This is a genomic window from Micromonospora sp. CNZ280 (genome assembly GCF_011759515.1).
This window is the reverse complement of the sequence record NZ_JAAOYP010000003.1, coordinates 1,009,114-1,030,246: the sequence shown is the minus strand read 5'-3', so window position 1 is coordinate 1,030,246 and position 21,133 is coordinate 1,009,114. Positions and strand designations below refer to the sequence as shown.

25 protein-coding genes are annotated in these 21,133 nt (G+C 74.5%); 13 read left to right on the top strand and 12 right to left on the bottom strand.

Annotated elements, in window-relative coordinates:
• Nucleotides 1–13 precede the first annotated feature (13 nt).
• Together FHX32_RS26585 and FHX32_RS26580 are read left to right on the top strand one after the other, a co-directional pair.
• Nucleotides 14–532: a hypothetical protein gene (locus tag FHX32_RS26585; protein WP_167188798.1), complete on the top strand. Its 519-nt coding sequence runs from the start codon at nt 14–16 to the stop codon at nt 530–532.
• Nucleotides 533–658: 126 nt separating this feature from the next.
• Entirely contained in the window at nt 659–946 is a 288-nt protein-coding gene (locus tag FHX32_RS26580) for an acyl-CoA-like ligand-binding transcription factor (protein ID WP_167189286.1), read from the top strand.
• Between the two features lie 63 nt (nt 947–1,009).
• Here FHX32_RS26580 and FHX32_RS26575 read toward each other — a convergent pair whose 3' ends face one another.
• On the bottom strand, nt 1,010–1,324 hold the full coding sequence (locus FHX32_RS26575; protein ID WP_167189284.1) for a GYD domain-containing protein: 315 nt from the start codon (nt 1,322–1,324) through the stop codon (nt 1,010–1,012).
• A 43-nt stretch (nt 1,325–1,367) separates the two neighbouring features.
• Nucleotides 1,368–1,589 carry a hypothetical protein gene (locus FHX32_RS26570; protein ID WP_146228144.1) on the bottom strand — a complete coding sequence of 74 codons (222 nt, stop codon included), beginning with the start codon at nt 1,587–1,589 and terminating at the stop codon, nt 1,368–1,370.
• A gap of 169 nt (nt 1,590–1,758) precedes the next feature.
• Between FHX32_RS26570 and FHX32_RS26565 the strand changes: the two genes are divergently transcribed.
• The 4 genes from FHX32_RS26565 to FHX32_RS26550 all read left to right on the top strand — a co-directional run bounded on the left by FHX32_RS26565 (nt 1,759) and on the right by FHX32_RS26550 (nt 7,760).
• Nucleotides 1,759–2,454 (top strand): hypothetical protein, encoded by a 696-nt coding sequence (locus FHX32_RS26565; RefSeq protein WP_167188795.1) that lies wholly within the window; start codon nt 1,759–1,761, stop codon nt 2,452–2,454.
• A gap of 103 nt (nt 2,455–2,557) precedes the next feature.
• Entirely contained in the window at nt 2,558–5,839 is a 3,282-nt protein-coding gene (locus tag FHX32_RS26560) for an AAA family ATPase (protein ID WP_167188792.1), read from the top strand.
• A gap of 86 nt (nt 5,840–5,925) precedes the next feature.
• A complete protein-coding gene (locus tag FHX32_RS26555; protein WP_167188789.1) occupies nt 5,926–6,450 on the top strand; it encodes a SigE family RNA polymerase sigma factor in 525 nt (174 codons plus the stop codon).
• Entirely contained in the window at nt 6,447–7,760 is a 1,314-nt protein-coding gene (locus tag FHX32_RS26550) for a hypothetical protein (protein ID WP_167188785.1), read from the top strand. The genes FHX32_RS26555 and FHX32_RS26550 overlap by 4 nt, the downstream gene beginning before the upstream one ends.
• Before the next feature lie 58 nt (nt 7,761–7,818).
• Here FHX32_RS26550 and FHX32_RS26545 read toward each other — a convergent pair whose 3' ends face one another.
• From FHX32_RS26545 to FHX32_RS26535, 3 genes are read right to left on the bottom strand one after another with little or no spacing between them, the layout of a single operon-like run.
• The gene (locus FHX32_RS26545) at nt 7,819–8,676 is read right to left on the bottom strand and encodes an ABC transporter permease (RefSeq protein WP_167188781.1); all 858 of its coding nucleotides are present in this window, start codon (nt 8,674–8,676) and stop codon (nt 7,819–7,821) included.
• Nucleotides 8,673–9,686: an ATP-binding cassette domain-containing protein gene (locus FHX32_RS26540; RefSeq protein WP_167188777.1), complete on the bottom strand. Its 1,014-nt coding sequence runs from the start codon at nt 9,684–9,686 to the stop codon at nt 8,673–8,675. Before FHX32_RS26540 ends, FHX32_RS26545 begins: the two co-directional genes overlap by 4 nt.
• A gap of 31 nt (nt 9,687–9,717) precedes the next feature.
• Nucleotides 9,718–10,272, bottom strand: coding sequence for an NADPH-dependent FMN reductase (locus tag FHX32_RS26535; RefSeq protein WP_486481328.1), 555 nt, complete (start codon nt 10,270–10,272; stop codon nt 9,718–9,720).
• A gap of 160 nt (nt 10,273–10,432) precedes the next feature.
• Between FHX32_RS26535 and FHX32_RS26530 the strand changes: the two genes are divergently transcribed.
• Nucleotides 10,433–10,933, top strand: a complete 501-nt coding sequence (locus FHX32_RS26530) for a GNAT family N-acetyltransferase (RefSeq protein ID WP_167188771.1) — start codon at nt 10,433–10,435, stop codon at nt 10,931–10,933.
• 52 nt (nt 10,934–10,985) lie between these two features.
• Here FHX32_RS26530 and FHX32_RS26525 read toward each other — a convergent pair whose 3' ends face one another.
• The 4 genes from FHX32_RS26525 to FHX32_RS26510 all read right to left on the bottom strand — a co-directional run bounded on the left by FHX32_RS26525 (nt 10,986) and on the right by FHX32_RS26510 (nt 13,990).
• On the bottom strand, nt 10,986–11,636 hold the full coding sequence (locus FHX32_RS26525) for a hypothetical protein (protein WP_167188767.1): 651 nt from the start codon (nt 11,634–11,636) through the stop codon (nt 10,986–10,988).
• Complete coding sequence (locus FHX32_RS26520; RefSeq protein ID WP_167188764.1) at nt 11,633–12,100, bottom strand: MarR family transcriptional regulator; 468 nt, start codon at nt 12,098–12,100, stop codon at nt 11,633–11,635. The genes FHX32_RS26525 and FHX32_RS26520 overlap by 4 nt, the downstream gene beginning before the upstream one ends.
• Before the next feature lie 70 nt (nt 12,101–12,170).
• The gene (locus tag FHX32_RS26515) at nt 12,171–13,157 is read right to left on the bottom strand and encodes an aldo/keto reductase (protein WP_167188761.1); all 987 of its coding nucleotides are present in this window, start codon (nt 13,155–13,157) and stop codon (nt 12,171–12,173) included.
• Nucleotides 13,158–13,237: 80 nt separating this feature from the next.
• Nucleotides 13,238–13,990: an SDR family oxidoreductase gene (locus FHX32_RS26510; protein ID WP_167188758.1), complete on the bottom strand. Its 753-nt coding sequence runs from the start codon at nt 13,988–13,990 to the stop codon at nt 13,238–13,240.
• A 103-nt stretch (nt 13,991–14,093) separates the two neighbouring features.
• Between FHX32_RS26510 and FHX32_RS26505 the strand changes: the two genes are divergently transcribed.
• Nucleotides 14,094–14,933, top strand: coding sequence for an MmyB family transcriptional regulator (locus tag FHX32_RS26505; protein ID WP_167188755.1), 840 nt, complete (start codon nt 14,094–14,096; stop codon nt 14,931–14,933).
• A 57-nt stretch (nt 14,934–14,990) separates the two neighbouring features.
• Here the strand turns inward: FHX32_RS26505 and FHX32_RS26500 are convergent, their stop codons facing one another.
• On the bottom strand, nt 14,991–15,689 hold the full coding sequence (locus FHX32_RS26500; protein ID WP_167188751.1) for a hypothetical protein: 699 nt from the start codon (nt 15,687–15,689) through the stop codon (nt 14,991–14,993).
• Nucleotides 15,690–15,839: 150 nt separating this feature from the next.
• Entirely contained in the window at nt 15,840–16,793 is a 954-nt protein-coding gene (locus FHX32_RS26495; RefSeq protein ID WP_167188748.1) for a LysR family transcriptional regulator, read from the bottom strand.
• A gap of 72 nt (nt 16,794–16,865) precedes the next feature.
• On the opposite strand from FHX32_RS26495, the gene FHX32_RS26490 reads away from it, so the two are divergent.
• The 4 genes from FHX32_RS26490 to FHX32_RS26475 all read left to right on the top strand — a co-directional run bounded on the left by FHX32_RS26490 (nt 16,866) and on the right by FHX32_RS26475 (nt 19,833).
• A complete protein-coding gene (locus FHX32_RS26490) occupies nt 16,866–17,774 on the top strand; it encodes a serine hydrolase (RefSeq protein WP_167188745.1) in 909 nt (302 codons plus the stop codon).
• 154 nt (nt 17,775–17,928) lie between these two features.
• Nucleotides 17,929–18,918 (top strand): MBL fold metallo-hydrolase, encoded by a 990-nt coding sequence (locus FHX32_RS26485; RefSeq protein ID WP_167188742.1) that lies wholly within the window; start codon nt 17,929–17,931, stop codon nt 18,916–18,918.
• Between the two features lie 86 nt (nt 18,919–19,004).
• Nucleotides 19,005–19,454, top strand: a complete 450-nt coding sequence (locus FHX32_RS26480; RefSeq protein ID WP_486481327.1) for a helix-turn-helix domain-containing protein — start codon at nt 19,005–19,007, stop codon at nt 19,452–19,454.
• Nucleotides 19,447–19,833, top strand: coding sequence for a DUF4180 domain-containing protein (locus FHX32_RS26475; RefSeq protein WP_167188739.1), 387 nt, complete (start codon nt 19,447–19,449; stop codon nt 19,831–19,833). The genes FHX32_RS26480 and FHX32_RS26475 overlap by 8 nt, the downstream gene beginning before the upstream one ends.
• A gap of 31 nt (nt 19,834–19,864) precedes the next feature.
• Here FHX32_RS26475 and FHX32_RS26470 read toward each other — a convergent pair whose 3' ends face one another.
• Complete coding sequence (locus FHX32_RS26470) at nt 19,865–20,404, bottom strand: DUF1697 domain-containing protein (RefSeq protein ID WP_167188736.1); 540 nt, start codon at nt 20,402–20,404, stop codon at nt 19,865–19,867.
• Between the two features lie 123 nt (nt 20,405–20,527).
• Between FHX32_RS26470 and FHX32_RS26465 the strand changes: the two genes are divergently transcribed.
• Nucleotides 20,528–21,034, top strand: coding sequence for a helix-turn-helix domain-containing protein (locus FHX32_RS26465; protein WP_167188733.1), 507 nt, complete (start codon nt 20,528–20,530; stop codon nt 21,032–21,034).
• Nucleotides 21,035–21,133: the final 99 nt, after the last annotated feature.

Sequence of the window (21,133 nt, the reverse complement as noted above, 5' to 3'; positions counted from 1 at the left end):
AGGCGTGAAGGCAGTGTCGACGGAGATCGTTGAGCTCGAGATCGCACGGAACGACTGGGACGCTCTGCGGTGCGGCTGCGGCGGAAGCGCGGCCCACGTCGCGGCGGAGCTGTTGACGTTGGCCCGCGCCGGCACCGAGGACGACGCCCGCTTCGAGGTGCTCGACGGGCACGTCATGACCCCCGAGGTGCTGCTGGAGCCCGCGCTTCCGGTGGTCTCCGTGGCGCTGGCGGCACTGGCGGACAGGGTGTCGCCGCCGGCTCGCTTCAAGTTCCTCGAGATCCTGCTGCTCATCGTGTCGGCCGAGAGTCAGCCGTCCGAGCTGGCGCTGCTGGGTAGGGACCTGCCCGGCGAATGTCGCGCGGCGGCGGGAGCCGGCCTCTGGCTGCTCTACGCGGAGGTCTTCGCCGGCGGATCGGTGGGATCGTCGAGCTACGCCTACGAGATCCTGACGATCGTCGAGGAGGACCCCGACCGGCTCGAGCGGGTGCGGGAAGCCGCCGGCGACCGGTTGAGCTGGGATCTGCGCTGAGCGTCGGGACGACCGCCCACCGGACGGTGGTGGGGAAGGCGTACCGCACGCCGGTCAACTCCTCCGACAGATCCCACAGGCGGCGGCCGGTCTCGGCCCGCCTGCGCCGACCACGGGGGCCGGGCGCTGCGCGTCGTCCAGCTGATCCTGCGTACGCCCGCCCTGCTCGCCCGCTACCTGGAGCGCCAGGCGCAGTGGCGCGCGGACCTGGCGGCGGAGCTCGGCGGCCGGCTGGGCCGCGACCCGGACGCGGACCTGTACCCGCAGTTGGCCGTCGGGATGACGCTGAGCGCCTTCGACGCCGTGCTGCAACGCTGGAGCGACAGCGACGGCGCCGAAGACCCGGCCGACCTCACCGACCGCGCCTTCGCGGTCATCGCCCCGGCACTGGACGTTCCCGGCGCCTCGCGATAGGCGCCCAAGTGGCCGCCGTCGCAGGTGCGGTGCCCCGGGTGCCGGCTGCGGCCGAGGGGCGCGTCACCGGCCGGGCGGTTGGTATTCGAGTCGCTCCCGGGTCGCCTCGTCGATCTCGTCGGCGGTCAGGATCGGGGTGACCCGGGTGTCCACGCCGCCCGCCGCGCGGATGTCGATGGCCAGCGCCGCCGCGGTCTTGTGGTCCGGCAGGTCGCACACCACGTAGGTGTCGTCCGCGCCGAATCCGAAGTACATCGACTCCATCCGCCCGCCGGCGCCTTCGATCATCTTCCGGACGACCTCGACGCGTCTCGTGCCGCCGTCGGTGGTCAGCCCTTTTATCCCGTCGATCGTGTAGGTCGACTTCAGTAGGAACATGGCCACGCCGCCATCACCTCCCTGCGAATTGGCCGCCCGGGGCTCAGCCGGTGCCCTGCCGCTGGACCCGGTCGGCGCCCTCGACCTTGGCGCGCCCCTGGTCGCGTTCGCTGCCGGCCGACCCGGTGGCGGTGCGCAGGTGCCGGGCCTTCGGCGAGTGCTCCACCGGCGAGCCCTGGTGGCCCCGCGCGCCGCTGCCCGGATGCCGCCGCCCGCGCGCCGACTCGCCGCCCGGATCGTGCTTGTTCTCCTTGTGGCTACCCATGGGCGGCGCGTACCCGGTACGCCGCCCGCTACGCATCCACCGGGGCCCCGCCGACCACGATCAACACAGCGGATCAGGATTACCGCCGCAATCAGGGCCGTGAGGAGTGCGGGCCTGTCCACTCCTGACGGGTCCACGCGATCCGCCGTGCTTCACTACTGTCACTACCGTGACGGGGATCAGTGTGCGCCGTGCCGGTCGGCTGGGTCTGGTGCTGTTCGCCCTCGTGGCGTTCGGGATGTTCCTGCTGCCGTGGTTCCGCGGCGATCGCGGAGAGATGATCATCGGCCTCGACCTGACCTACGTCGAGCCCGAGCTGCCCGGCACGCCGAACCCGTCGACCCAGTACTTCCTCGAACTGGCGCCGCTGCCGGCGTACGTCGGGTTGCTGCTCGCGTTCACCGTGGCGGTGCGGCGGCGGTGGGCGCGGGTCGTCGCGGTGGTGGTGGTCGTCCTGGCCGCCGCGCTGACCGCGGCGTCGGCGGCCGGTCTGCTCACCGGCGTGGAGGACTACTGGGAGCCGGCCGAGGTGGCTCGCTACCGGCTGTTCGCGCTGCTGACCGTCGCGCTGGCGGTGGTGCTGCTGGCCGCCGCCGGCACGCTGGCGGTCGGGTTGCGCCACGTGTACCACGGGTTCGTGGTGGCGCTGCTGCTCGCCTTCACGGCGTTCCACCTGGTCAACGTCGCGATCCTGGCCGGGCAGGCGGTGGGCGGGCGGATGACGCCGGCGGCGTGGCTGCCGGCGCCGGCGTATCTGCTGGCGGCCGGCTGCGCGGTCCTCGCCGCGATCGGCGCCGCGGTGGCCGAGCGGTCGGAGCCGGCCGCCGCCCCCGCACCGGTCGGTCAGCCGGCGGTACGCGCGTAGCCGAGCCGGAGCGCGCCGGTGCCGGTCGACCGGTTGCCGGTCAAGGTGCGGCGCGGTCGGGGAGCGGCGGGATGTCCGACGGTTCGGCTACCGTCGGGGCGTCATGGAGCCGCGGTTCGGCGAGGTCGTCATCGGGCGGGAGCATCCCGCGGGTCTGCTGCGCGCCGAGGTCGACCGGGCGGCCGCCAGCCACGGCGGTCTCGTGCTGGTCGCCGGTGAGCCCGGCATCGGCAAGACGACGCTGGTCACCGCCGCGGCGAAGGAGGCGCGCCAGCGCGGCGCGCTGGTGCTCGGCGCCGCCTGCTGGGATTCCGACAGCGCACCCGGCTACTGGCCCTGGGTGCAGGTGCTGCGTGGCCTGCGCCGCTCAACCGACGACTGGGCGGCGGCCCGGGAGGCGGCCGAGCCCGGCCTGGCTCCGCTGCTCGGCGAGACCAGCGACCGCGCGATCCGTGATGCGGTCGACCGGGCGGGCGGTACCGCGCTGGCCGAGGTGGCCAGCGAGGGGCGCGGCGACCGGGACGAGTTCGACCTGCACGACGCGGTGACCACCGCGCTGGTCGCGGTCGCTCAGCGCCGGCCGGTGGTGGTCGTCCTCGACGACCTGCACTGGGCCGACCCGGCCTCGATGCGGCTGCTCCAGTTCGCCGCCCAGCACACCTGGTTCGAACGGCTGCTGCTGATCGGCACCTACCGCGACGCCGAGGTGGAGGCCGCCGACCATCCGTTGCGTCCGCTGCTGATGCCGCTGGTGGCGAAGGCCACCACGGTCACCCTCACCGGCCTGTCCCGCGACGAGGTCGGCGCGCTGATGAGCCGCACCGCGGGCCGCGAGCCCGATTCCGCCCTTATCGACGAGGTGCACCGGCGCACCGGCGGCAACCCGTTCTTCGTCGAGCAGACCGCCCGGCTCTGGCGCGCCGACGGCCAGGTGAGCACCATCGCCCCCGGCGTACGGGAGGCGGTGCGCCGGCGGCTGGCCCAACTGCCGGCCCCGGTGGTCGAGGTGCTCACCGTCGCCGCCGTGCTGGGTCGCGAGTTCCACCGGCAGGTGCTGGCCGCCAGCGGCGGCACCCCGGCAGCCCAGGTCGACCGGCTGCTCGACCGGGCGGTGACCGCCCGGCTCGTGCTGGCCCGGGGCGGCGGCCGGTTCGCCTTCGCCCACGACCTGGTCCGGGAGACCCTCTACGACGGCCTGGCCGACGACGACCGGCGGGCCCGGCACGCCGCCGTGGTCCGGGCGGTCGACGGCTCGGCGGCGCTCGCCGACCGGCTGATCCCGGCCGACCTGGCCCGGCACGCCCACCTCGCCGGCGACCGGCTCGACCCGTTCCGGGCGGCCGAGTTGCTGGTCGCCGCGGGCCGGGACGCCGGCCGCCGGCTCGCCGTGGACGAGGCGCTCACCCACCTCCGCCGGGCGCTGGAGGTCGCCACCGACCCGGCCCAACGCGTGAAGATCATGACCGAGCTGGGGGAGTTGCAGCACCACGGCGGCGACGGCGTCCAGGCCTTGCGCCTCTTCGCCGAGGCCGCCGAGCTGGCCCTGACGGTCGACGATCCGGTGGTGCTGGCCCGCGTCGCGCTCACCGTCCACCGCGCTCGCCTGGCCGGCACCAAGCGGGCGCCCGACCCGGAGGGGCTGCTGCGGGAGGCGTACCGGCGGCTGATCGGCGAGCCCGGCGACGACCTGCCGGTCGGCACGCTGGTGGCCGACCTGATCACCGCCGCCGAGTCACGTGCCCGGCTCGGCCACGACGACGAGGCGCTCACCTTCAGCCTGTGGGCCCGGCACGACACCAGCTGGGGGCCCGGCACGGCCGCCACCCGGGCACCGATCACCGCCGAGATCCGCGAGGTGGCCCGCCGGACCGGCGACCGGGAGACCGAGCTCTGGGCGACCTCGTTGCGCTGGGTCGCCCTGCTGGAACTCGGCGACCCCCGTTACGACGCCGAACTCACCGCTTTCGTCACCGGCGCCCGCGAGGGCGACGCCCGGCACCGGTTCGCCGCCAACATCGACGGCGGGATCATCGCCGCGTTCCGCGGCGACTTCGCCCGGGCCGCGGAGCACTTCGCCGAGCTGGGCGACCTCAGCGAGTGGGAGCACGCCGACTTCGCGTTCATGGGCCAGCACATCCGCTGGTCGTGGCTGCTGCTGCAGGGGCGGTTCGACGAGGCCGACGCCCTGCTCGACGGGCTGGAGCCGGGCCGCCACCCGTACCTGCACCTGGTCCGGGCCATCACCGCGGCCGAGCGCGGCGACCCGGCGACCGCGCTCCGGCTGACCGCCGCCATCGAGGACGCCGGCACCACGTACCCCCGGGCGGTGTCACCGATCTGGCTGCGGCTGCGCGCGCGGGTCGCCGCCGCGACCGGCGACCCGCGCCGCTGCGCCGAGGCGCGCGAGGCGCTGGCGCCGCACCGTGGGCAGTGGCTGGCCGCCCTGTTCGGCTGCGACCTCAGCGGCCCGGTGGACCACTGGCTGGCCCTGGTCGACGCCGCGCAGCAGCGCTGGGACGACGCCATCGCCGGGTTCGAAGCGGCCCGCGACGCCGCCGACCGGATGGGCGCCCGGCCGTGGTCGGTGCTGGCCCGCGCCGCGCTGGCCGACGCGCTGGCCGGGCGCGACCGCCCCGGCGACGCGGCGGCCGCCGGCGAGCTGCGCGCCGCCGTCGCCCGCGACGCCGCCGCCCTCGGCATGCACCAGGTGGCCGGCTCGGTCGGCGTGCCGGTCACGGTGGCGACCGGCGGCTCGCTCGGCACGCCGGCCGGCGCGTCCACCCGGGCTCCGGGCGCGGGTGGGAACGCGGCCGGGTCCGCGGTGGGGCTGCCGGCGGTCGAGGCGTACGAGTTCCGGCGCGACGGCCCGGTCTGGCAGCTCGGCTACGCCGGCACGGTGGTGCACCTGCCCGACGCCAAGGGCCTGCACGACCTGCACCTGCTGCTGAGCCGGCCCGGCGTTGACGTGCCCGCCGTCGAGCTGCTCGACCCGGCCGCCGGGCCGGAACTGGTCGCCGCCCGCCGGATGGGCGGCGACCCGGTCCTCGACGACGAGGCGAAGGCGCGCTACCGGCGGCACCTGGCCCGGCTCGACGACGAGATCGACCGGGCCGCCGAGCGGGGCGACGAAAAGTTGGCCGCCCTCGACGCCGAGCGGGCGGCGTTGCTCGCCGAGTTGCGGGCCGCCGCCGGGCTGGCCGGGCGCAGCCGCCGCCTCGGCGACGAGGCCGAGCGGGCCCGCAAGACGGTGACCGCCCGGATCCGGGACGTGCTGCGCAAGCTCGACGACCGGCACCCGGCGCTCGCCGCCCACCTGCGCGAGACCGTCTCCACCGGCGGCACCTGCCGCTACCTCCCGCCCGAACCACTGCCCTGGCGCCTCTGACCCCAGGCGACGGGATCTCTGGCCGCCGCAGGTAAACCCCGCGACCCGCCGCGGTGTCTTGCTGACTGACGAGACCAGGAGGCCAGATGCGAGACGCGCGTGGCGCGGAGTTCGACGACTTCGTCCGTACCCGGTCGGTGGCCCTGCTGCGGGTCGCCTACCTGCTGACCGGTGACCGGCACGCGGCCGAGGACCTGCTCCAGGAGGTGCTGGAGCAGGTGTACGTGCGGTGGCCCCGGGTGCGGGTCTCGCCGGAGGCGTACGCCCGGCGGGCGCTGGTGAACCGGTCGATCAACCGGTGGCGGTGGCGCGCCCGGCGGCCGGAGCAGGCGCTGGGCGACAACGACGGGGTCGCCCGGGACCACGCCGACGACATCGCGCTGCGCCAGGCGGTGGTCGCGGCACTGCGTACCCTGCCGCCCCGGCAGCGCGCCGCCGTCGTGCTCCGCTACCTGGAGGACCTGTCGGTCGCCGACGTCGCCGTGGCGCTGCGCTGCTCGGAGGGGGCGGTGAAGAGCCACGCCTCCCGCGGGCTGACCCGCCTCCGGGAGGCGCTGGCCGGTTCGAGTCTCGTCCTGCCCCAGCCCACCGGCACCAGGAGTTCACGATGAGCATCAACGAGAGTGACGTCCGGGACGTCCTGCACCGGGTGACCGACGACCTCGCCGGCCCGCCGACGCTGCTGGCCGACGTACGGCGGGGTGGGCGTCGGCGCCTGCTGCGCCGCCGGGCCGTGCTGGCCGCCGCGTGCGCGGCCCTGGTGGCGGTGCCCGTCGGCGGGGCGGTCCGGCTCGCTGACAACGGGGCCAGCGAGGTCGCGGTCGAGGTCGCGTCGCCGCTGTTCGACGGTCCCACCCGCGGCGATCTGGCCGGTGACCAGGAGTATCTGCGGCAGGTCCGGGTGGCGTGGCGGCAGCGGACCGAGGGCACGGAGTTCGCCGCCGGGAGCGAGCCGCACGTGGTCTGGGCGGGAAACACCCCGGCCGGGCCCGCCGCCTACGTCGCCCAGCGGGCCACCGTCACCCGGATGGCGCCCGAGCCGGGCGACGACCGACTGATCGGCTATGCCGCGTTCGTCGAGCCCACCGGCGGCGGTCCGCGGGTCATGACGGTGGGCGGCGTGAACGACAGCACGGCCGGCAACTCGGCGGCCGTGCTGCTCGGGGCGCGGCGGGACGTGCTGGTCGTGCTCGACGCCGGCTACCCGGTGGAGTTCTCCCCGACGTTCCGGTACGCCCCGGACGGTCGCGTCGAGCGCACCTTCCAGCGGGTGATGTTCCGGGACGGGGCCGCCGTGCTGCCGGTGCCGCCGCAGCGCGACCGGGTGACCTTCGCCCTGGTCGGGGTGCCGTTCAGCACGGCGACCGCCGTCGACGTCACCAACACCGACGAGATCCTCTTCCCCGGCGGGACGGACGACCCGCAGCCGAGGTGGGTCTTCCACACGTTGCCCCGCGCGGAACAGGTGTGGGGTGGCGACCCCGCCGAGATCGTCAAGGGCTCCCAGTGGCGGGAGGCGCTCGCCGCCTATGAGGATCGCGGCGGCATCCACCGATCCGGTGACGCACCGCTGCTGGTCGTCCACGGGGCGACCCCCGACGGTCGGCGGTTGCTGCTGCGGACCATCCAGTTCGACGACGACCCTGCCCGGGCGATCGCACTGCTCGCCCGCGGGGACGCGCCCTTCCAGGCGGCGGCCAGCGGGTTCATCGACTCGGCGGCGCCGCTGCCGGTGCGGCTGCGGCTGCCCGACGGGCAGGGGATCCTCGTCGCCGCCGAGGGCGCGGCGCTGAGCTACCGGGTCGGCGGCGGGCGGTGGCAGGACGCCGGTCGGGACGCGGCGCTGCTCCCCGCCAACGCCACCGAGGTACGCGTCACCGCCGACGACGGCCAGGCCGCCACCGTCCCGGTCGGTTCGTAGCCAGCGGCGACGGGCCCCACCACACGCTCGTGGCGGGGCCCGTCGCTCGTGCCGCGGATCAGCGGCGGTTGTAGCGGTACATGGTGAGCGTGCCGAAGACCACCACGAAGGCGGCGCTCCACATCAGCGTCCACATCGTGCTCGACGGGTCCGACGTCCCCGACATCACCGCCCGCACCGAGGCGACCAACTGCGTGATCGGGTTGACCTTGACGAACGCCTGCAGCCAGCCCGGCATGGTGGCCGGCTCGACGAAGACGTTGCTCAGGAAGGTCAGCGGGAACAGCACCATCATGCTGACCCCCATCACCGACTTCTCGCTGCGCAGGATCAGCCCGAAGAACGTCCACACCCAGGAGAACGCGAACGAGAAGACCACCAGCAGGCCGATGCCGCCCAGCACGCCGAGCAGCCCGCCGTCGGGGCGGAAGCCCAGCGCCAGCCCGACCCCGAGGATCACCACGGCGGCCAGCACGTAGCGCAGCACGTCGCCGAAGATCATGCCGACCAGGGCGGCCGGCCGCCAGACCGGCAGCGTCCGGAACCGGTCGAAGACGCCCTTCTCGATGTCGGTGTTCAGCCCGACCCCGGTGTACATGGTGATCATCACGACGCTGGTCACCATGATGCCGGGCAGGAAGAACTGCAGGTAGTCCCGCGGGCTGTCGGCGAGCGCGCCACCGAACAGGTAGGTGAACATCAGCACCATGATGATCGGGAACGCCGTCACGTCGAACAGCTGCTCCGGCACGTGCTTGATCTTCAGCATGGCCCGCCAGCCGAACGTCAGGGACGCCGACAGCGGGCTCGGTCGCGGTGGCCGCGCCCCGGGCGCGAGGACGGTCGACAGCGCCTCCGCCGACGGTACGTAGACCGTCGGGGCCGGCCCGGCGGTGGTGGTGGCGTTGCTGCTCATCGGGCTGCCTCCAGCTGCTCGTCCCGCTCGTCGGCCGGCACGGCGGGGTGGTCGGTCAGGGCCAGGAAGACCTCGTCCAGGCTCGGCTGGCCGAGGGAGAAGTTGTCCACCAGGATGCCGGCGCGGGCCAGGTCACCGAGCACCCGGGCGGCCTGCTCGCTGGCGTCGAGGTCGCTGCCGTCGCCGCCGACCCGGGCGGTCAGCGCCACCGGATCCGGTTCGAGCTGCACCGGCACGTCGAGCGCGGCCCGCAGCAGCCGCTCGGCCTCCGGCCGCTGGTGCGCGTCGCGCAGTCGCAGGTGGACGGTGCCGGAGCCGACCGAGGACTTCAGCTCGCCCGGGGTGCCCTCCGCGATCACCCGGCCGTGGTCGACCACCGCGATCCGGCCGGCAAGCTGGTCGGCCTCGTCCAGGTACTGGGTGGTCAGCAGCACCGTGGTGCCGTGCGCCACCACCGCCCGGACGATCTCCCACACCTGGTTGCGGCTGCGCGGGTCCAGCCCGGTCGTCGGCTCGTCGAGGAAGAGCAGGTCCGGGGTGTTGAGAATGCTGGCCGCGATGTCGATGCGCCGCCGCATGCCGCCGGAGTACTTCTTCACCTGCCGGTCGGCCGCCTCGGTCAGCCCGAACGCGGCGAGCAGGCTGTCGGCCCGCTCCCGGGCGGCCGGCTTCCGGTGGCCGAGCAGCCGGCCGAGCAGGATCAGGTTCTCCAGGCCGGTCAGGTCCTCGTCCACCGAGGCGTACTGGCCGGTCAGGCTGACCCGGGCGCGGACCGCGTCGGCCTCGGCGAGCACGTCGTGACCGAACACCCGCGCCCGCCCGCCGTCCGGGCGCAGCAGCGTCGCCAGCACCCGTACCGCGGTGGTCTTGCCGGCGCCGTTCGGGCCGAGCACCCCGTAGACGGTGCCGGCGGGCACCGTGAGGTCCAGGCCGTCCAGCGCCCGGGTGTCCCCGAACGACTTGGCCAGCCCCTCGGCCTCGATGGCCGGGCCGGTGCTGCGTCTACTCATGATCCCTACCTTCCTTCGCGAACTGAACTCTTCAGGAGACGTACGGGCGCGCGGCGCGGGCGTCGCGCAGTGCCAGGCCCCACCAGCAGAGCTGGTCGAGCAGGACGCGGGCGGACCGGCGCAACTCGTCGGTGGCCAGCGGGGACGGCTCGCCGCAGAGCAGGTCGACGGCGACGACGTCGCGCACCGTGACCGCGTGCAGGGCGGTGAAGACCGTCCGGAGCTGGTCGACCGCGTGCAGGCCGACGGAACCACAGCCGTACGACACGAAACCGACCGGCTTCGCCTGCCACTCGTCGTACGCGTAGTCGATCGCCTGTTTCAACGAGGCCGGGAAGCTGTGGTTGTACTCCGGGGTGACCACCACGAACGCCTCCGCCCGGCCGACCTGCCCGGCGAACGAGCGCATCGCCGGGGTCGGCTCGGCCGGGTAGCCGGCGGGGAAGTCGTAGTCGGCCAGGTCGACCACGGTGACCGTCAGCCCGTCGTGCCGGTCCGTCTGGTCGACGAACCAGCGGGCGATCCGGTCACCCGCCCGCCCCTCGCGGGTGCTGCCGATGATCACGGCGAGTCGCAGTGGGTCCACGGTTCCTCCTCCCGGCCGCTCCGGTCCCACCCGTCAGGCGCGAGAGGACGGTCGGCGATCCGCTAGATCAGAACTAGCGGCCCCGCGAGGCGGCGGATTCGTCGTGCCCCGAGGTGTCGGTGGTGGCTGTTTGAATGCTCTCCGGAGGAACGGGGGCACCATGACCGAGGTACGGATCGAGCCGTGGCGCGAGGGCGACCTCGACCTGCTGCGGCAGCTCAACGCGCCGGAGGTCCGGGCGCACACCGGCGGCCCGGAGACCGACGAGCAGGTGGTGGCCCGGCACGAGCGCTACGTGCGCTTCGGCGACACCGGCAAGGGCTGCATGTACGCCGTGGTGCTGCCCGACGGCGCCACGGTGGGCAGCGTCGGCTACTGGGAACGCGAGTGGCGCGGCCAGCAGGTCTACGAGCTGGGCTGGGCGATCCTGCCCGGGCACCAGGGCCGGGGGCTGGCGACCGCGGCGGTCCGCGCGGCGGTGGCGGTGGCCCGCGACCGGCGCACCCACCGCTACGCGCACGCCTACCCGTCGGTCGACAACGCCCCGTCGAACGCGGTCTGCCGCAAGGCCGGCTTCACCCTGCTGGGCGAGACCGAGTTCGAGTACCCGCCCGGGCATCTGATGCGCTCCAACGACTGGCGCCTCGACCTGGCGGCCTGACCCCGCACCGGCGCCCGTTTCTGAACGGGGTACGGGCGCCGGGCGCGCGGCCTCAGGCGGCCGCCCGGCCCGACGGGTCCCGGCGGTGCGCCACCAGGTGGGCGGTGGCCGCCTCGACCAGCGCCTCCGGGTCGTCGGCGTGGAAGCGCAGCTCGGTGACCCGCTCGCCGCGCGCCTTGCGGGTCGGCACCGCGATCGGTTCGCGCAGCAGCAGGTCGACGCTGGTCTGGTTGGCCATGCCGAGGCTCACCGTCACGTCGTCGCCGCTGCGTTCCACCTGGACGCTGCCCTCCGGCGGCAGCGAGCGCCGGTTGACCCGTACCCGCTCGATGGCCGGCCAGGGCACGGTCAGGTCGAGGGTGATCCCGTTGCGGATCCGGACGCCCGCCTCGCCGACCACGTGCGGGTGCACCTTCAGGCTGGCCAGCAGGCCGAACATCCAGAACAGGCCGTAGATGCCGAGGCCGAGCACGATGTTGCTGACCAGTTCCCAGGGCAGGATCATCTCGAAGATCGGGATCTCCACCGCGGAGACGATGATGAAGATCCACATCAGGGTCATCACCGCGCCGGTGTAGCCGAACGTCCGGTCGCCGGGACGCAGCCGCTCCGGCCGGCGGAAGATCCACCGGTAGAGGCTGCGCCACATGCCGATCTCGTAGCGGACGGCGAAGCGCAGCAGCTTCCATGCCGTGGCGATCACTGGTCCTCCACGCGGATCGCGGGGGAGAGGCCCTGCTCGCGCAGCCGCCCCAGCACGTCGTCCAGCCCGGCGACGAAGCAGTCCAGGCGTTCGGCGGGCAGCCCGCCGAAGAGCAGTTCGGCGAAGCCGCGCTGGTCCCGCTCCATCGCCGCGATGGTGCGGGCGCCGTGCTCGGTGAAGGTGACCAGGAACGCGCGCCGGTCGGTGGGGTGCGGTTCGCGGGTGACGAAGCCGGTGTCGACCAGGCCGTCGACCAGCCCGGTGACGGTACGGGGGCTGACCCCGAGCGCCCGGGCCAGGTCGCGTTGGGTGACCGGGCCGCTGCGGCGTAGCTCCCACAGCAGGGTGGCCCGGGAGGTGGTCAACCCCTCCCGGGCCAGGCCCCGGCTCATGTCGTCGCTGAGCACCACGACCAGTTCGAGCACCCGGTCCAGCGCGGTGATCAACCGGTCCGTGTCCGGCATCGTTACCTGCCTTCATAGTGAACGTGCCTCACTATGATGCCACGTCACTGAACGGACGATGGGACGCGGCCTACCGCGCGGCGTCCAGGCGGGCCCGCTGCTCGGCGGTCAGCTCCAGGTCCACCGCGGCCAGCGACTCGTCCAGCTGCGCCACCGAGGACGCCCCCACCAGCGGGATCGCCGGCACCTCGGCGTCGATCAGCCAGGCCAGCACCACCTGGTTCACCGTCGCCCCGGTCTCCTTCGCCACCGCCTCCAGCGCCGCCAGCCGGCCGGGGACGCTCGGCAGGTCGTACCCGGCGCCCAGCGGCTTGTCCGGGCGGGTGTAGGCGCCCCGCACCAGCGGCGAGTACGCCACCAGCGCCAGCTCCGGCTCGGCCCGCAGGTAGGAGATCAGGTCCGGGCCGGCCGAGCCGACGTCGCCGTCCCGGTCCAACTCGCTCGGCAGGTCGGTACGCCGGTGCAGGTAGGTGTGGTGGTACTGGAGCACCTCGTAGCCGGGCAGCCCGGCGGCGGCCGCCACGTTGCGCGCCCGCTCCACCCGCCACGCCCGGTGGTTGCTCACCCCGAGCAGGCCGACCGTGCCCTCGGCGACCAGCTCGGCGAAGCCCGCCACGGTCTCCCGCACCGGCACCCGGTGGTCCTCGATGTGCGCGTACAGCAGGTCCAGCTTCGCCATGCCGAGCCGCTCCCGGCTGCGCTCGGCGGACTCCCGGATCACCTTGGCCGACAGTCCCTCCGGGTTGTCGACGTAGCTGGTGCCGGGGGCCAGTGGCCGCGCGCCGAGCTTGGTGGCGACGACGATCTCGTCGCCGGCCCCGCGGCTGCGCCGCCACCGGCCGAGCAGCCCCTCGCTCTCCCCGCCCTGCCCGCCGGTCAGCCAGAAGGCGTAGTTGTCCGAGGTGTCGATGAAGGTGCCGCCGGCCTCGACGTACCGGTCCAGGATGGCGAACGACGTCGCCTCGTCGGTGGCGGTGCCGAACAGCATGGCGCCGAGGCTCAGCACGCTCACCTCGCGGCGGGTCTTCGGGTCGGTGCCGATGGTGCGGTACCTCACGGGCGTCCCCTCTCACGCGGCCCGTCTTCCGGGCGGTCGGGGACGAGCCTGGCTGCTGGAGCGCACTCGAAGTCAACCCCTCACCAGGGCAGTACGCCGTACCCGCCGCCGCTGTCCGCGAGGTGCCCCCAGAGCTGGCCGGACGGGCCGTCCGCCGGCAGCGTCGCGAGGTGCACGCTCACCTCGGCGCCCTGCTCGGGGCTGCGGAAACCGGTGTGCCCGTTGAAGTCGGTGGCGCAGTAGCCGGGGTTGGCCGCGTTCACCTTGACCGGGGTGTCCCGCAGCTCCTTGGCGTACATCGCGGTGACCATGTTCAGCGCCGCCTTCGACGACGGGTACGGCACCGAGGTCAACCGCCAGATGAAGCTCTCCGGGTCGGTGATCGTGCCGATCGAGCCGACCTCGCTGGAGACGTTCACGATCCGCGCCGCCGGGGCCCGGAGCAGCAGCGGCAGCAGCGCGTTGGTGACCGCCACCACACCGAACACGTTCGTCTCGAACACCCGGCGCAGCGTGGCCAGGGTGGTCTCGCTGGGCAGCGCCCGCTCGCCGTCGCCGAGCACGATGCCGGCGTTGTTGACCAGCACGTCGAGCCGGCCGTACTCCTCGTCCACCAGCTTCGCGGCGGACGCCACCGACTCGGCGTCGGTGACGTCCAGCGGCACGAACCGGGCGTCCGCGCCGCCGTCGCGCAGTTGCCGCTCGGCGGCCCGGCCCCGCTCGGCGTCCCGCGCGCCCACCAGCACGGTCATCCCGCGCGCGGCGAGCTGCCGCGCGGTCTCGAAGCCGATTCCCTTGTTGGCCCCGGTGACCAGGGCGATCATGTTCGTCATGCCCTCGACGGTGCCCGGCCGGACGGGCCGGCGGGAGAGACCGGCCGAGGCTGGGACCGGCGGTACCACCTTCGGCGCCGCCGGCTGAGGCAAGCTTGACGGCATGACCAGAAACTGCCTGCGCCGGGAGGAGCTGGCGGCGTTCCTGCGCAGCCGCCGGGAGCGGCTGCGCCCCGCCGAGGTGGGCCTCCCCGACGGGGTACGCCGCCGCACCCCGGGGCTGCGCCGGCAGGAGGTGGCCCAGCTGGCCGGCATGTCGGTCGACTACTACATCCGGTTGGAGCAGGGCCGCGGCCCGCACCCGTCCCGGCAGGTGCTGTCCGCGCTGGCCCGGGCGCTGCTGCTCACCCGGGACGAGCGGGAGTACCTGTTCCGGGTGGCCGGGGAGGCCCCGCCCCCGGCCGCCGGGCCCAGCCGGGAGGTTCCCGCCGGCCTGCGGCACCTGATGGACGCGATGACCGAGACCCCGGCGTACCTGGTCGACGCCAGCTACCAGATCCTGGCCTGGAACCGGCTGGCCACGCACTTCGTCGGGGATCTCGCGGCGGTGCCCGCGGCCGACCGCAACATGGTTCGCTGGATGTTCCGGGCCTCCGGCGAGGCGCACTGGGCCGACCCCGAGCTGGTGCACTTCGCCCGCACCACGGTCGCCGACCTGCGCGCCGCCTACGGCCGCTACCCCCGCGACCGGGGGCTCGCCGAGCTGGTCACCGAGCTGCTCGGCACCTCGCCCCGGTTCGCGCGGCTCTGGGCCGAGCACGACGTGGCGGAACGCCGCCTGATCGTCAAGCGGGTGCCGCACCCCGACCTCGGGCTGCTGGAGTTCGAGTGCCGGGTGCTGCACGTGCCGGAGACCGACCAGCGGTTGATCGTCTACGTCCCGGAACCGGGCTCGCCCACCGCGGCCACCTTCCGCCGGCTCGCCGAGCGGGTCGCCAGCTGACCCGCTCGGCCGTTTACCGGACCTCGGCGGGGCGGGCCGGCGGTAGCGCACGCTGGCTCAGGTGGCCCGCTCCAGGGCGGCGGTGGCCAGCGGGGCCAGCTTGGCCAGCAGCTCGCTGCCGGCGGCCAGGTCGCCCTCGTTCGCCGAGGCGTCCACCTGGAGCACGAAGTTGCCCCGGACCAGCAGCAGCGTGCACTGGTGCCGGGTGGCCTGGCCGATCAGCTTCTCGCAGAAGGTGATGGTGTCCGGGCCCTCGGCCACCGGCGGGGGCGTCGGCCGGACAATCACCGACGTCCGCCCGTCGTCGGGCACCTCGTACTTCTCGCAGGTCTTGAGCACGGACCGCAGTTCGTCGGCGAGTTTGCGCCCGGGCACCTTCAGGTAGCCGACCACGTACTGCCGGATCCAGACCGTCTCGCCGTCCCAGACCCGCTCCCGGTAGGCGGTGCGCTTGCGGTCCGAGGGCAGGCTGTCCCGGCACAGCGAGATCAGCTTCCACGCCTCGCTGTTCTCCTCGGTGAACTCCGCCGTCTCCGGGTGGAAGCCGCTGTCCAGGTCCAGCATCGCCGCCTTCACCCGGCTGCGGACCTCGGCCGTGGAGGTCGGCGCCGGACGCGGCGCCGGGGCGCTCGGCGAGGCCGACGACTCCGCCGGTGCGGACCAGCGGGGTGTCTCGGCTTCGGCCGGCCCGCAGGCGGTCGGGGCGAGCAGCGCCAGCATCGACAGGAGCAGCAGCGGGGTACGGCGGCGCATCATCGCGGGGGCGCGGTCCTTTCGTACGGCAAGAGGGGCCCGGCCGGACCCCCTTCCAGTAGCGCCGCCGCGGCCCGGCCCGTTACGCGAGGACGTGGTCGAAGGTGCCTTCCGCGTACCCCGGGGCCCCGGTTTTCCCCGGTGATCCGTGCCTCAGCCGGCGGTGTCGAAGAGCACCCGCCACGGCCGCGGCGCCGGCGCCGCCGGTGGCGCCGGCGGGTCGGCGGCGGCCAGCACCTCGGCGGCGAGCTGCCCGACCATGGGCGCGGCCGGGTGCGCGGCCCGCCGCGGCCACGCCGCCGAGGTCCGTTTGACCAGCGGAGCGCCGGCCACCGGCCGCCAGGCGATCCGCGGCTCCCGGCGGCCCAGCGCCGCCGGCTCCACGGCCACCCCGCCGCCGGCCAGCACCAGCCCGAAGAGGAACTCCGGGTTGCGGGCCGGGCGCACCCGAGCCGGCGTGAAGCCGTGCCGGCGGCACACGTCGAGCAGGTGGTCGTGCCAGCCCGGCGCGGTGGCCCGGGGCGCGGCCACCAGGTCCAGGCCGGCCAGCGCGGCCAGCTCGACCTCCCGGTCGCGGGCCAGTGGCGAGGTCCGCGGCAGCAGCACCCCCAGCGGTACGTCCACCGCCGCGCCGAAGCGCAGCCCGTCGGTGGCGACCGGGTGGTGCAGCAGCCCCACGTCCAGCCGCCCCTCGGCGAGCATCCGCTCCTGTTCACCGCTGGTCAGCTCGTGCAGCTCGACGTCCAGCCCGGGCGCCCGGTCGGCCAGCCGGTCCAGCAGTGCCCGCAGGCTCACCGCCGGGGTCTCCGGCGGCACGCCGGCCCGCAGCACGCCGAGCGCGCCGTCGCGTACCTGGCGCAGCAGGTTGCGCAGCCGGCGTTCGCCGGCGAGCAGCTCCTCGGCCTCGGCGAGCAGCAGTTCGCCGGCGGTGGTCAGCCGCACCTGCCGGCGGGACCGGTCGAACAGCTCGACCGCCAGCTCTCGCTCCAGCCGCTGGATCGACTGGCTCAGCGGCGGCTGCGCCATGCCCAGCAGCTCGGCCGCGCGCCCGAAGTGCAGCTCCTCGGCGACCACCACGAAGTGCCGCAGATGTCGGAGCAGGTCCACCGCCGCAGGCTACGCCAGCGGCGGCGCACCCGTCGCCGCGTCCCGGCCCGGGTGCCCGCTAGCGTGCCAGGGGTGACGGTGCGGGAGCGGATCGACGGGATCTTCGGCCGGGTCGGCATCACCGCCAGCCTGCACGTGGTGGAGCTGGCCGGCGGCCGGGGTGGGTCGGCCCCGGACGGCGGCCGGGAGGTGGCGGTCCGGGCCGACGAGCAGGTGGTGATCGTCTCGATCTTCAAGATCCTGCTGGTGCTGGAGTTCGCCCGGCAGGTGGTCGCCGGTCAGCTCGACCCGCGCGAGCGGGTGCTGGTGACCGCCGACGACCGGCTCGGCGGCTGGGGGATCGCCGGCTGCGCCGACGACGCCGAGGTGTCGCTGCGCGACCTCGCGTACTTCGCCATGTCGGTGAGCGACAACACCGCCGCCGACCTGCTGCTGCGCCGGGTCGGCCCGGACCTGCTGCCGATGCTCGCCGCCGAGCTGGGGCTGTCCCGCACCCGGATCGTGGGTGGCCCCCGGCAGCTCGCCGAGTCGATGCTGGCCGACGTCGGCGCGCGGACCGAGGCGGATTTCGCCCGGATCTTCCCGACCCTGCCGGTCGAGCGGGTCCGGGCGATGCGGGTCTTCGATCCCGCGCAGACCACCTCCAGCACGGCGCGGGAGATCACCCGGCTGCTGGGCCTGATCTGGCGGGACGAGGCCGGCCCGGCCGAGGCGTGCGCGATGGTCCGGGAGTGGATGTCGCGGCAGCTGTTCTGGACCCGGCTGGCCTCGGGTTTCCCGCCCGGCGTGCGGGTCGCCGGCAAGACCGGCACCCTGCCCGGGCTGCACCTGGAGGCGGGCGTCGCCGAGTACCCCGACGGCGGCCGGTACGCGATCGCCGTCTTCGCCCGGATGGCCGACCTGGCCACCCGGCGGATCGACGTGGACCTGGCCATGGGGGAGGCCGCCCGGACGGCCGTGGAGGCGCTGCGCGCGGGGTGATTTTCCGGCGGCCGCCGCCCGGTCGTCCTGGCGGTGACCTGGCCCGATATCCGGACGGATATCGGCCGTGTCGGCCGTCGATCTTGGACCTGGCGCGGGTGGCGCTGGTTGGCTCGGGGCCGACCGATCAGCACCACGACGGGGAGAGTTCCGCATGCCCAACCTGGACCGCCGCCGCTTCCTCCGCGACGCCGCCGCCGGCACCGCCCTGGTCTCCACCGCCGGGCTCGCCGGCGCCACCCTGGCCGCACCGGCGCAGGCCGCGCCGCCGGCCGCCGCGCCGGTCGCGGCCGCCCCGACCGGCCGGCGCCGCGGCCCGGTCAGCTTCCGCTGGTGGGGTACGTCCGGATGGCGGGTCGACATCGGCGACCGGACCGTCCTGGTCGACCCCTACCTGAGCCGCATCGACACCGGGCTGTTCAAGGGCGCCTTCAACCAGGCGACGTCGCTGGAGGTCGACACCTCGGTGGTCGACGCGCTGGTGGACCGGGCCGCGACGGTGTTCGTCACGCACACCCACTGGGACCACTACATGGACGTCCCGTACATCGCCGGCCGCACCGGCGCCCGGGTGTTCGGCACGCTGACCGCGTACCAGCTCGGGTTGGCGTACGGGGTGCCGTCCGGGCAGCTCAGCCCGGTCAAGGGTGGGGAGGTGCTGGACTTCGGCGACCACACGGTGGAGGTGGTCGGTTCGCTGCACAGCCGCAACGGGTCGTACTCGATGGCCTTCCCGGGCGTACGGGTCAGCCCGCCGCCGAAGCCGGCGACCATCGCCGACCTGCCCGAGGGCGACACGCTGTCCTACCAGCTGCGGGTCGACGACGGCCCGGCGGTGTTCTTCATGGGCGCCAGCGACTTCGTCGAGCGGAACCTGACCGGTCTCGCCCCGGACGTGGCGATGGTGGCGCTGCCGAGCAGCACCGCCACCGCCGACTACGCGGCCCGGCTGCTGGCCGCGCTGGACCACCCGAAGCTGGTGGTGCCGGTGCACTTCGACAACTTCGAGACCGAGCTGCGCAACCCGGTGCCGGTGGCCCCGAACGACCGCAAGCGTCTCGACGAGTTCATCGCCACCATCCGCCGGGTGTCGCCGCGCAGCCGCGTGCTGGTGCCGGAGTACGGCACCGCGTACCACTTCTGACCGGCCGAGGGGCGGACGGCGGTCGCCGTCCGCCCCTCGGCGATGCGATTACCTATCACTCCCTATCCGATGTAGGGTAGGGAACAATGGGTGAAGAAATGTACTCCGTCGAGCAGGTGGCTGACCGGCTCGGCCTGCACGTGCGGACCGTGCGCGGCTACATCCGCTCCGGCCGGCTCAGGGCGGTGCGGATCGGCAAGCAGTACCGGATCGCCAGCGCCGACCTCGACGCACTCACCGGGCAGCCGGCCCGGCCCACCGCCGTCGCGCCGGTCGAGGTGTCGAGCATCGTGCAGGTCGACGGCGTCGACCGGGCCGCGGCCGACCGGCTGGGCACGTTCGTGCTGGCCGCGGCGAACACCGGCAGCGGCGGCGCGCAGCCGCTGCGCGTCCAGACCGTCCACGACGAGGAACGGAACCGCATGAAGATCGTGATACTCGGTGGCGCGGCCGCCACCGCCGAGCTGCTGCGCCTGGTCGACGCCGTGCTCGACGGCGACGACGGCCTGCTCGCGGGGGAGGTCGACGGTGCCTGACGTGATCGAGCAGCGGGCCGGCGTGCCGGTGCTGGTCTGCGACCCGGCCGGCCCCCCGGTGGTCACCGAGCAGGACGCGCTGGACCTGATCGGTGCGGCCTTCCTCGGCGCGCAGGTGGTGGCCGTCCCCGCGAGCCGGCTGGACGAGCGCTTCTTCGCGCTGGGCACCCGGTTCGCCGGCGACGTCATGCAGAAGTTCGTCAACTACCGGCTACGGCTGGCCGTGATCGGCGACATCTCCCGGCACCTGGCCGCCAGCTCGGCCCTGCGCGCCCTGGTGGCGGAGTCGAACCGGGCCGGGCACATCTGGTTCCTGCCCGACCTCGACGCGCTCGACGCCCGGCTCCGCGGCGACGCCGAGGGTCGTCGCACGGCCTGAGCGGCCCGCCGGCCGAGCTGGCGGCGGCCCGCTACGCCGCCGCCAGCTCGGCCAGGGCCCGGACCGACCGCCAGTTGCGGGTGGTCGCCACCACGCCGAGCTTCTTCTCCAGGTACGTGTTGGTGAACTTCGACCGGCCGTAGCCGCCGTCGGGGAAGTGCAGGTACACCTCGCGCCCGGTGACGGTGAACGCCACGTTCTCGCCGCCGGGCACGGCCAGCGCGTCCACGGCGGACGGCTTCGGCGCGGTGGCGAGGAAGGCCACCAGCAGATGCGTCGGGTCGTCCTCCCGCCCGGCGTACGGGTTGCCGCCGGCCACCGCCGCCAGCTCCCGGCCGCTGCGGACCAGCACCGGCACGGTCAGCCCCAACCGGTCGGCGATCGCCTGTTCGATGCCGCGGGCCAGCTTCCCGGCGTCGCGTACGTCGCTGCCGAAGACGACGTTGCCGCTCTGCAGGTACGTCCGCACGTCCGCGTGCCCGAGGTCGGTGACGAGTCGGCGCAGGTCGGCCATCGCGACCTTCGCCCCGCCGACGTTGACCCCGCGCAGCAGGGCGACGTACTGATGCATGACGACCTCCTCCACGGCCCGGCGCCGCCAGCCTAGGCGGACCCGGCGCCGCCCGGCTGCCCGCGACACGGCGCGGAACCCGGCGCGGTTGCACGCAATTACGTAACTTCGTATTATCGAGCCATGAGGGAGCTGGAGGACCGGGTCAGCGCGCTGGAGGCGCAGGTCGCCGCGCTGGTCGAGCGCCAGCCGGCGGCCGGCTCGCCGGCGGCCGAACCGTCAGGTGACACCTTCTGGGCGCTGCACGGGCTCAAGCGGCTGGTGCCGGAGGACAGCCCGGGTGCGGTGCTCTACACCGGCACCGTCCGGCTCGCCGGCCAGCACTACGACTGGCAGTACGGCCTCCCCGTCGACACCGTGCTCGACGCCGACTGGACGGAGCTGGCCGGCACGCTGACCGCCCTGGCGCATCCGGTGCGACTGCGGCTGCTGCGCGAGATCCTCGGCGGCCGGCACACCACCGCCGCGCTGGCCGAGATCGAGGGGCTGGGCACCACCGGGCAGCTCCACCACCACCTGCGCCAGCTGACCGCCGCCGGTTGGCTGCGCAGCACCGGTCGCGGCCAGTACGCCGTCCCCGGCGACCGGGTGGTGCCGCTGCTCGCCATCCTCACCGCCGCCCGCGACTGAGCGTCCCGCAGGCGGAGCACCCGCCACGCCAGGCACCCCCGCGGCCGGAGCACCCGCCACCCCATCGGAACCGCCGGCCGGCTCCCCGGCGCCCGACGG

Coding starts and splice junctions, on each gene's coding strand:
- FHX32_RS26575 (WP_167189284.1), bottom strand. CDS start 1,324: ATGTTCCTACTGAAGTCGACCTACACGATCGACGGGATAAAAGGGCTG.
- FHX32_RS26570 (WP_146228144.1), bottom strand. CDS start 1,589: ATGGGTAGCCACAAGGAGAACAAGCACGATCCGGGCGGCGAGTCGGCG.
- FHX32_RS26560 (WP_167188792.1), top strand. CDS start 2,558: ATGGAGCCGCGGTTCGGCGAGGTCGTCATCGGGCGGGAGCATCCCGCG.
- FHX32_RS26555 (WP_167188789.1), top strand. CDS start 5,926: ATGCGAGACGCGCGTGGCGCGGAGTTCGACGACTTCGTCCGTACCCGG.
- FHX32_RS26550 (WP_167188785.1), top strand. CDS start 6,447: ATGAGCATCAACGAGAGTGACGTCCGGGACGTCCTGCACCGGGTGACC.
- FHX32_RS26545 (WP_167188781.1), bottom strand. CDS start 8,676: ATGAGCAGCAACGCCACCACCACCGCCGGGCCGGCCCCGACGGTCTAC.
- FHX32_RS26540 (WP_167188777.1), bottom strand. CDS start 9,686: ATGAGTAGACGCAGCACCGGCCCGGCCATCGAGGCCGAGGGGCTGGCC.
- FHX32_RS26530 (WP_167188771.1), top strand. CDS start 10,433: ATGACCGAGGTACGGATCGAGCCGTGGCGCGAGGGCGACCTCGACCTG.
- FHX32_RS26520 (WP_167188764.1), bottom strand. CDS start 12,100: ATGCCGGACACGGACCGGTTGATCACCGCGCTGGACCGGGTGCTCGAA.
- FHX32_RS26510 (WP_167188758.1), bottom strand. CDS start 13,990: ATGACGAACATGATCGCCCTGGTCACCGGGGCCAACAAGGGAATCGGC.
- FHX32_RS26505 (WP_167188755.1), top strand. CDS start 14,094: ATGACCAGAAACTGCCTGCGCCGGGAGGAGCTGGCGGCGTTCCTGCGC.
- FHX32_RS26500 (WP_167188751.1), bottom strand. CDS start 15,689: ATGATGCGCCGCCGTACCCCGCTGCTGCTCCTGTCGATGCTGGCGCTG.
- FHX32_RS26485 (WP_167188742.1), top strand. CDS start 17,929: ATGCCCAACCTGGACCGCCGCCGCTTCCTCCGCGACGCCGCCGCCGGC.
- FHX32_RS26480 (WP_486481327.1), top strand. CDS start 19,005: ATGGGTGAAGAAATGTACTCCGTCGAGCAGGTGGCTGACCGGCTCGGC.
- FHX32_RS26470 (WP_167188736.1), bottom strand. CDS start 20,404: ATGCATCAGTACGTCGCCCTGCTGCGCGGGGTCAACGTCGGCGGGGCG.
- FHX32_RS26465 (WP_167188733.1), top strand. CDS start 20,528: ATGAGGGAGCTGGAGGACCGGGTCAGCGCGCTGGAGGCGCAGGTCGCC.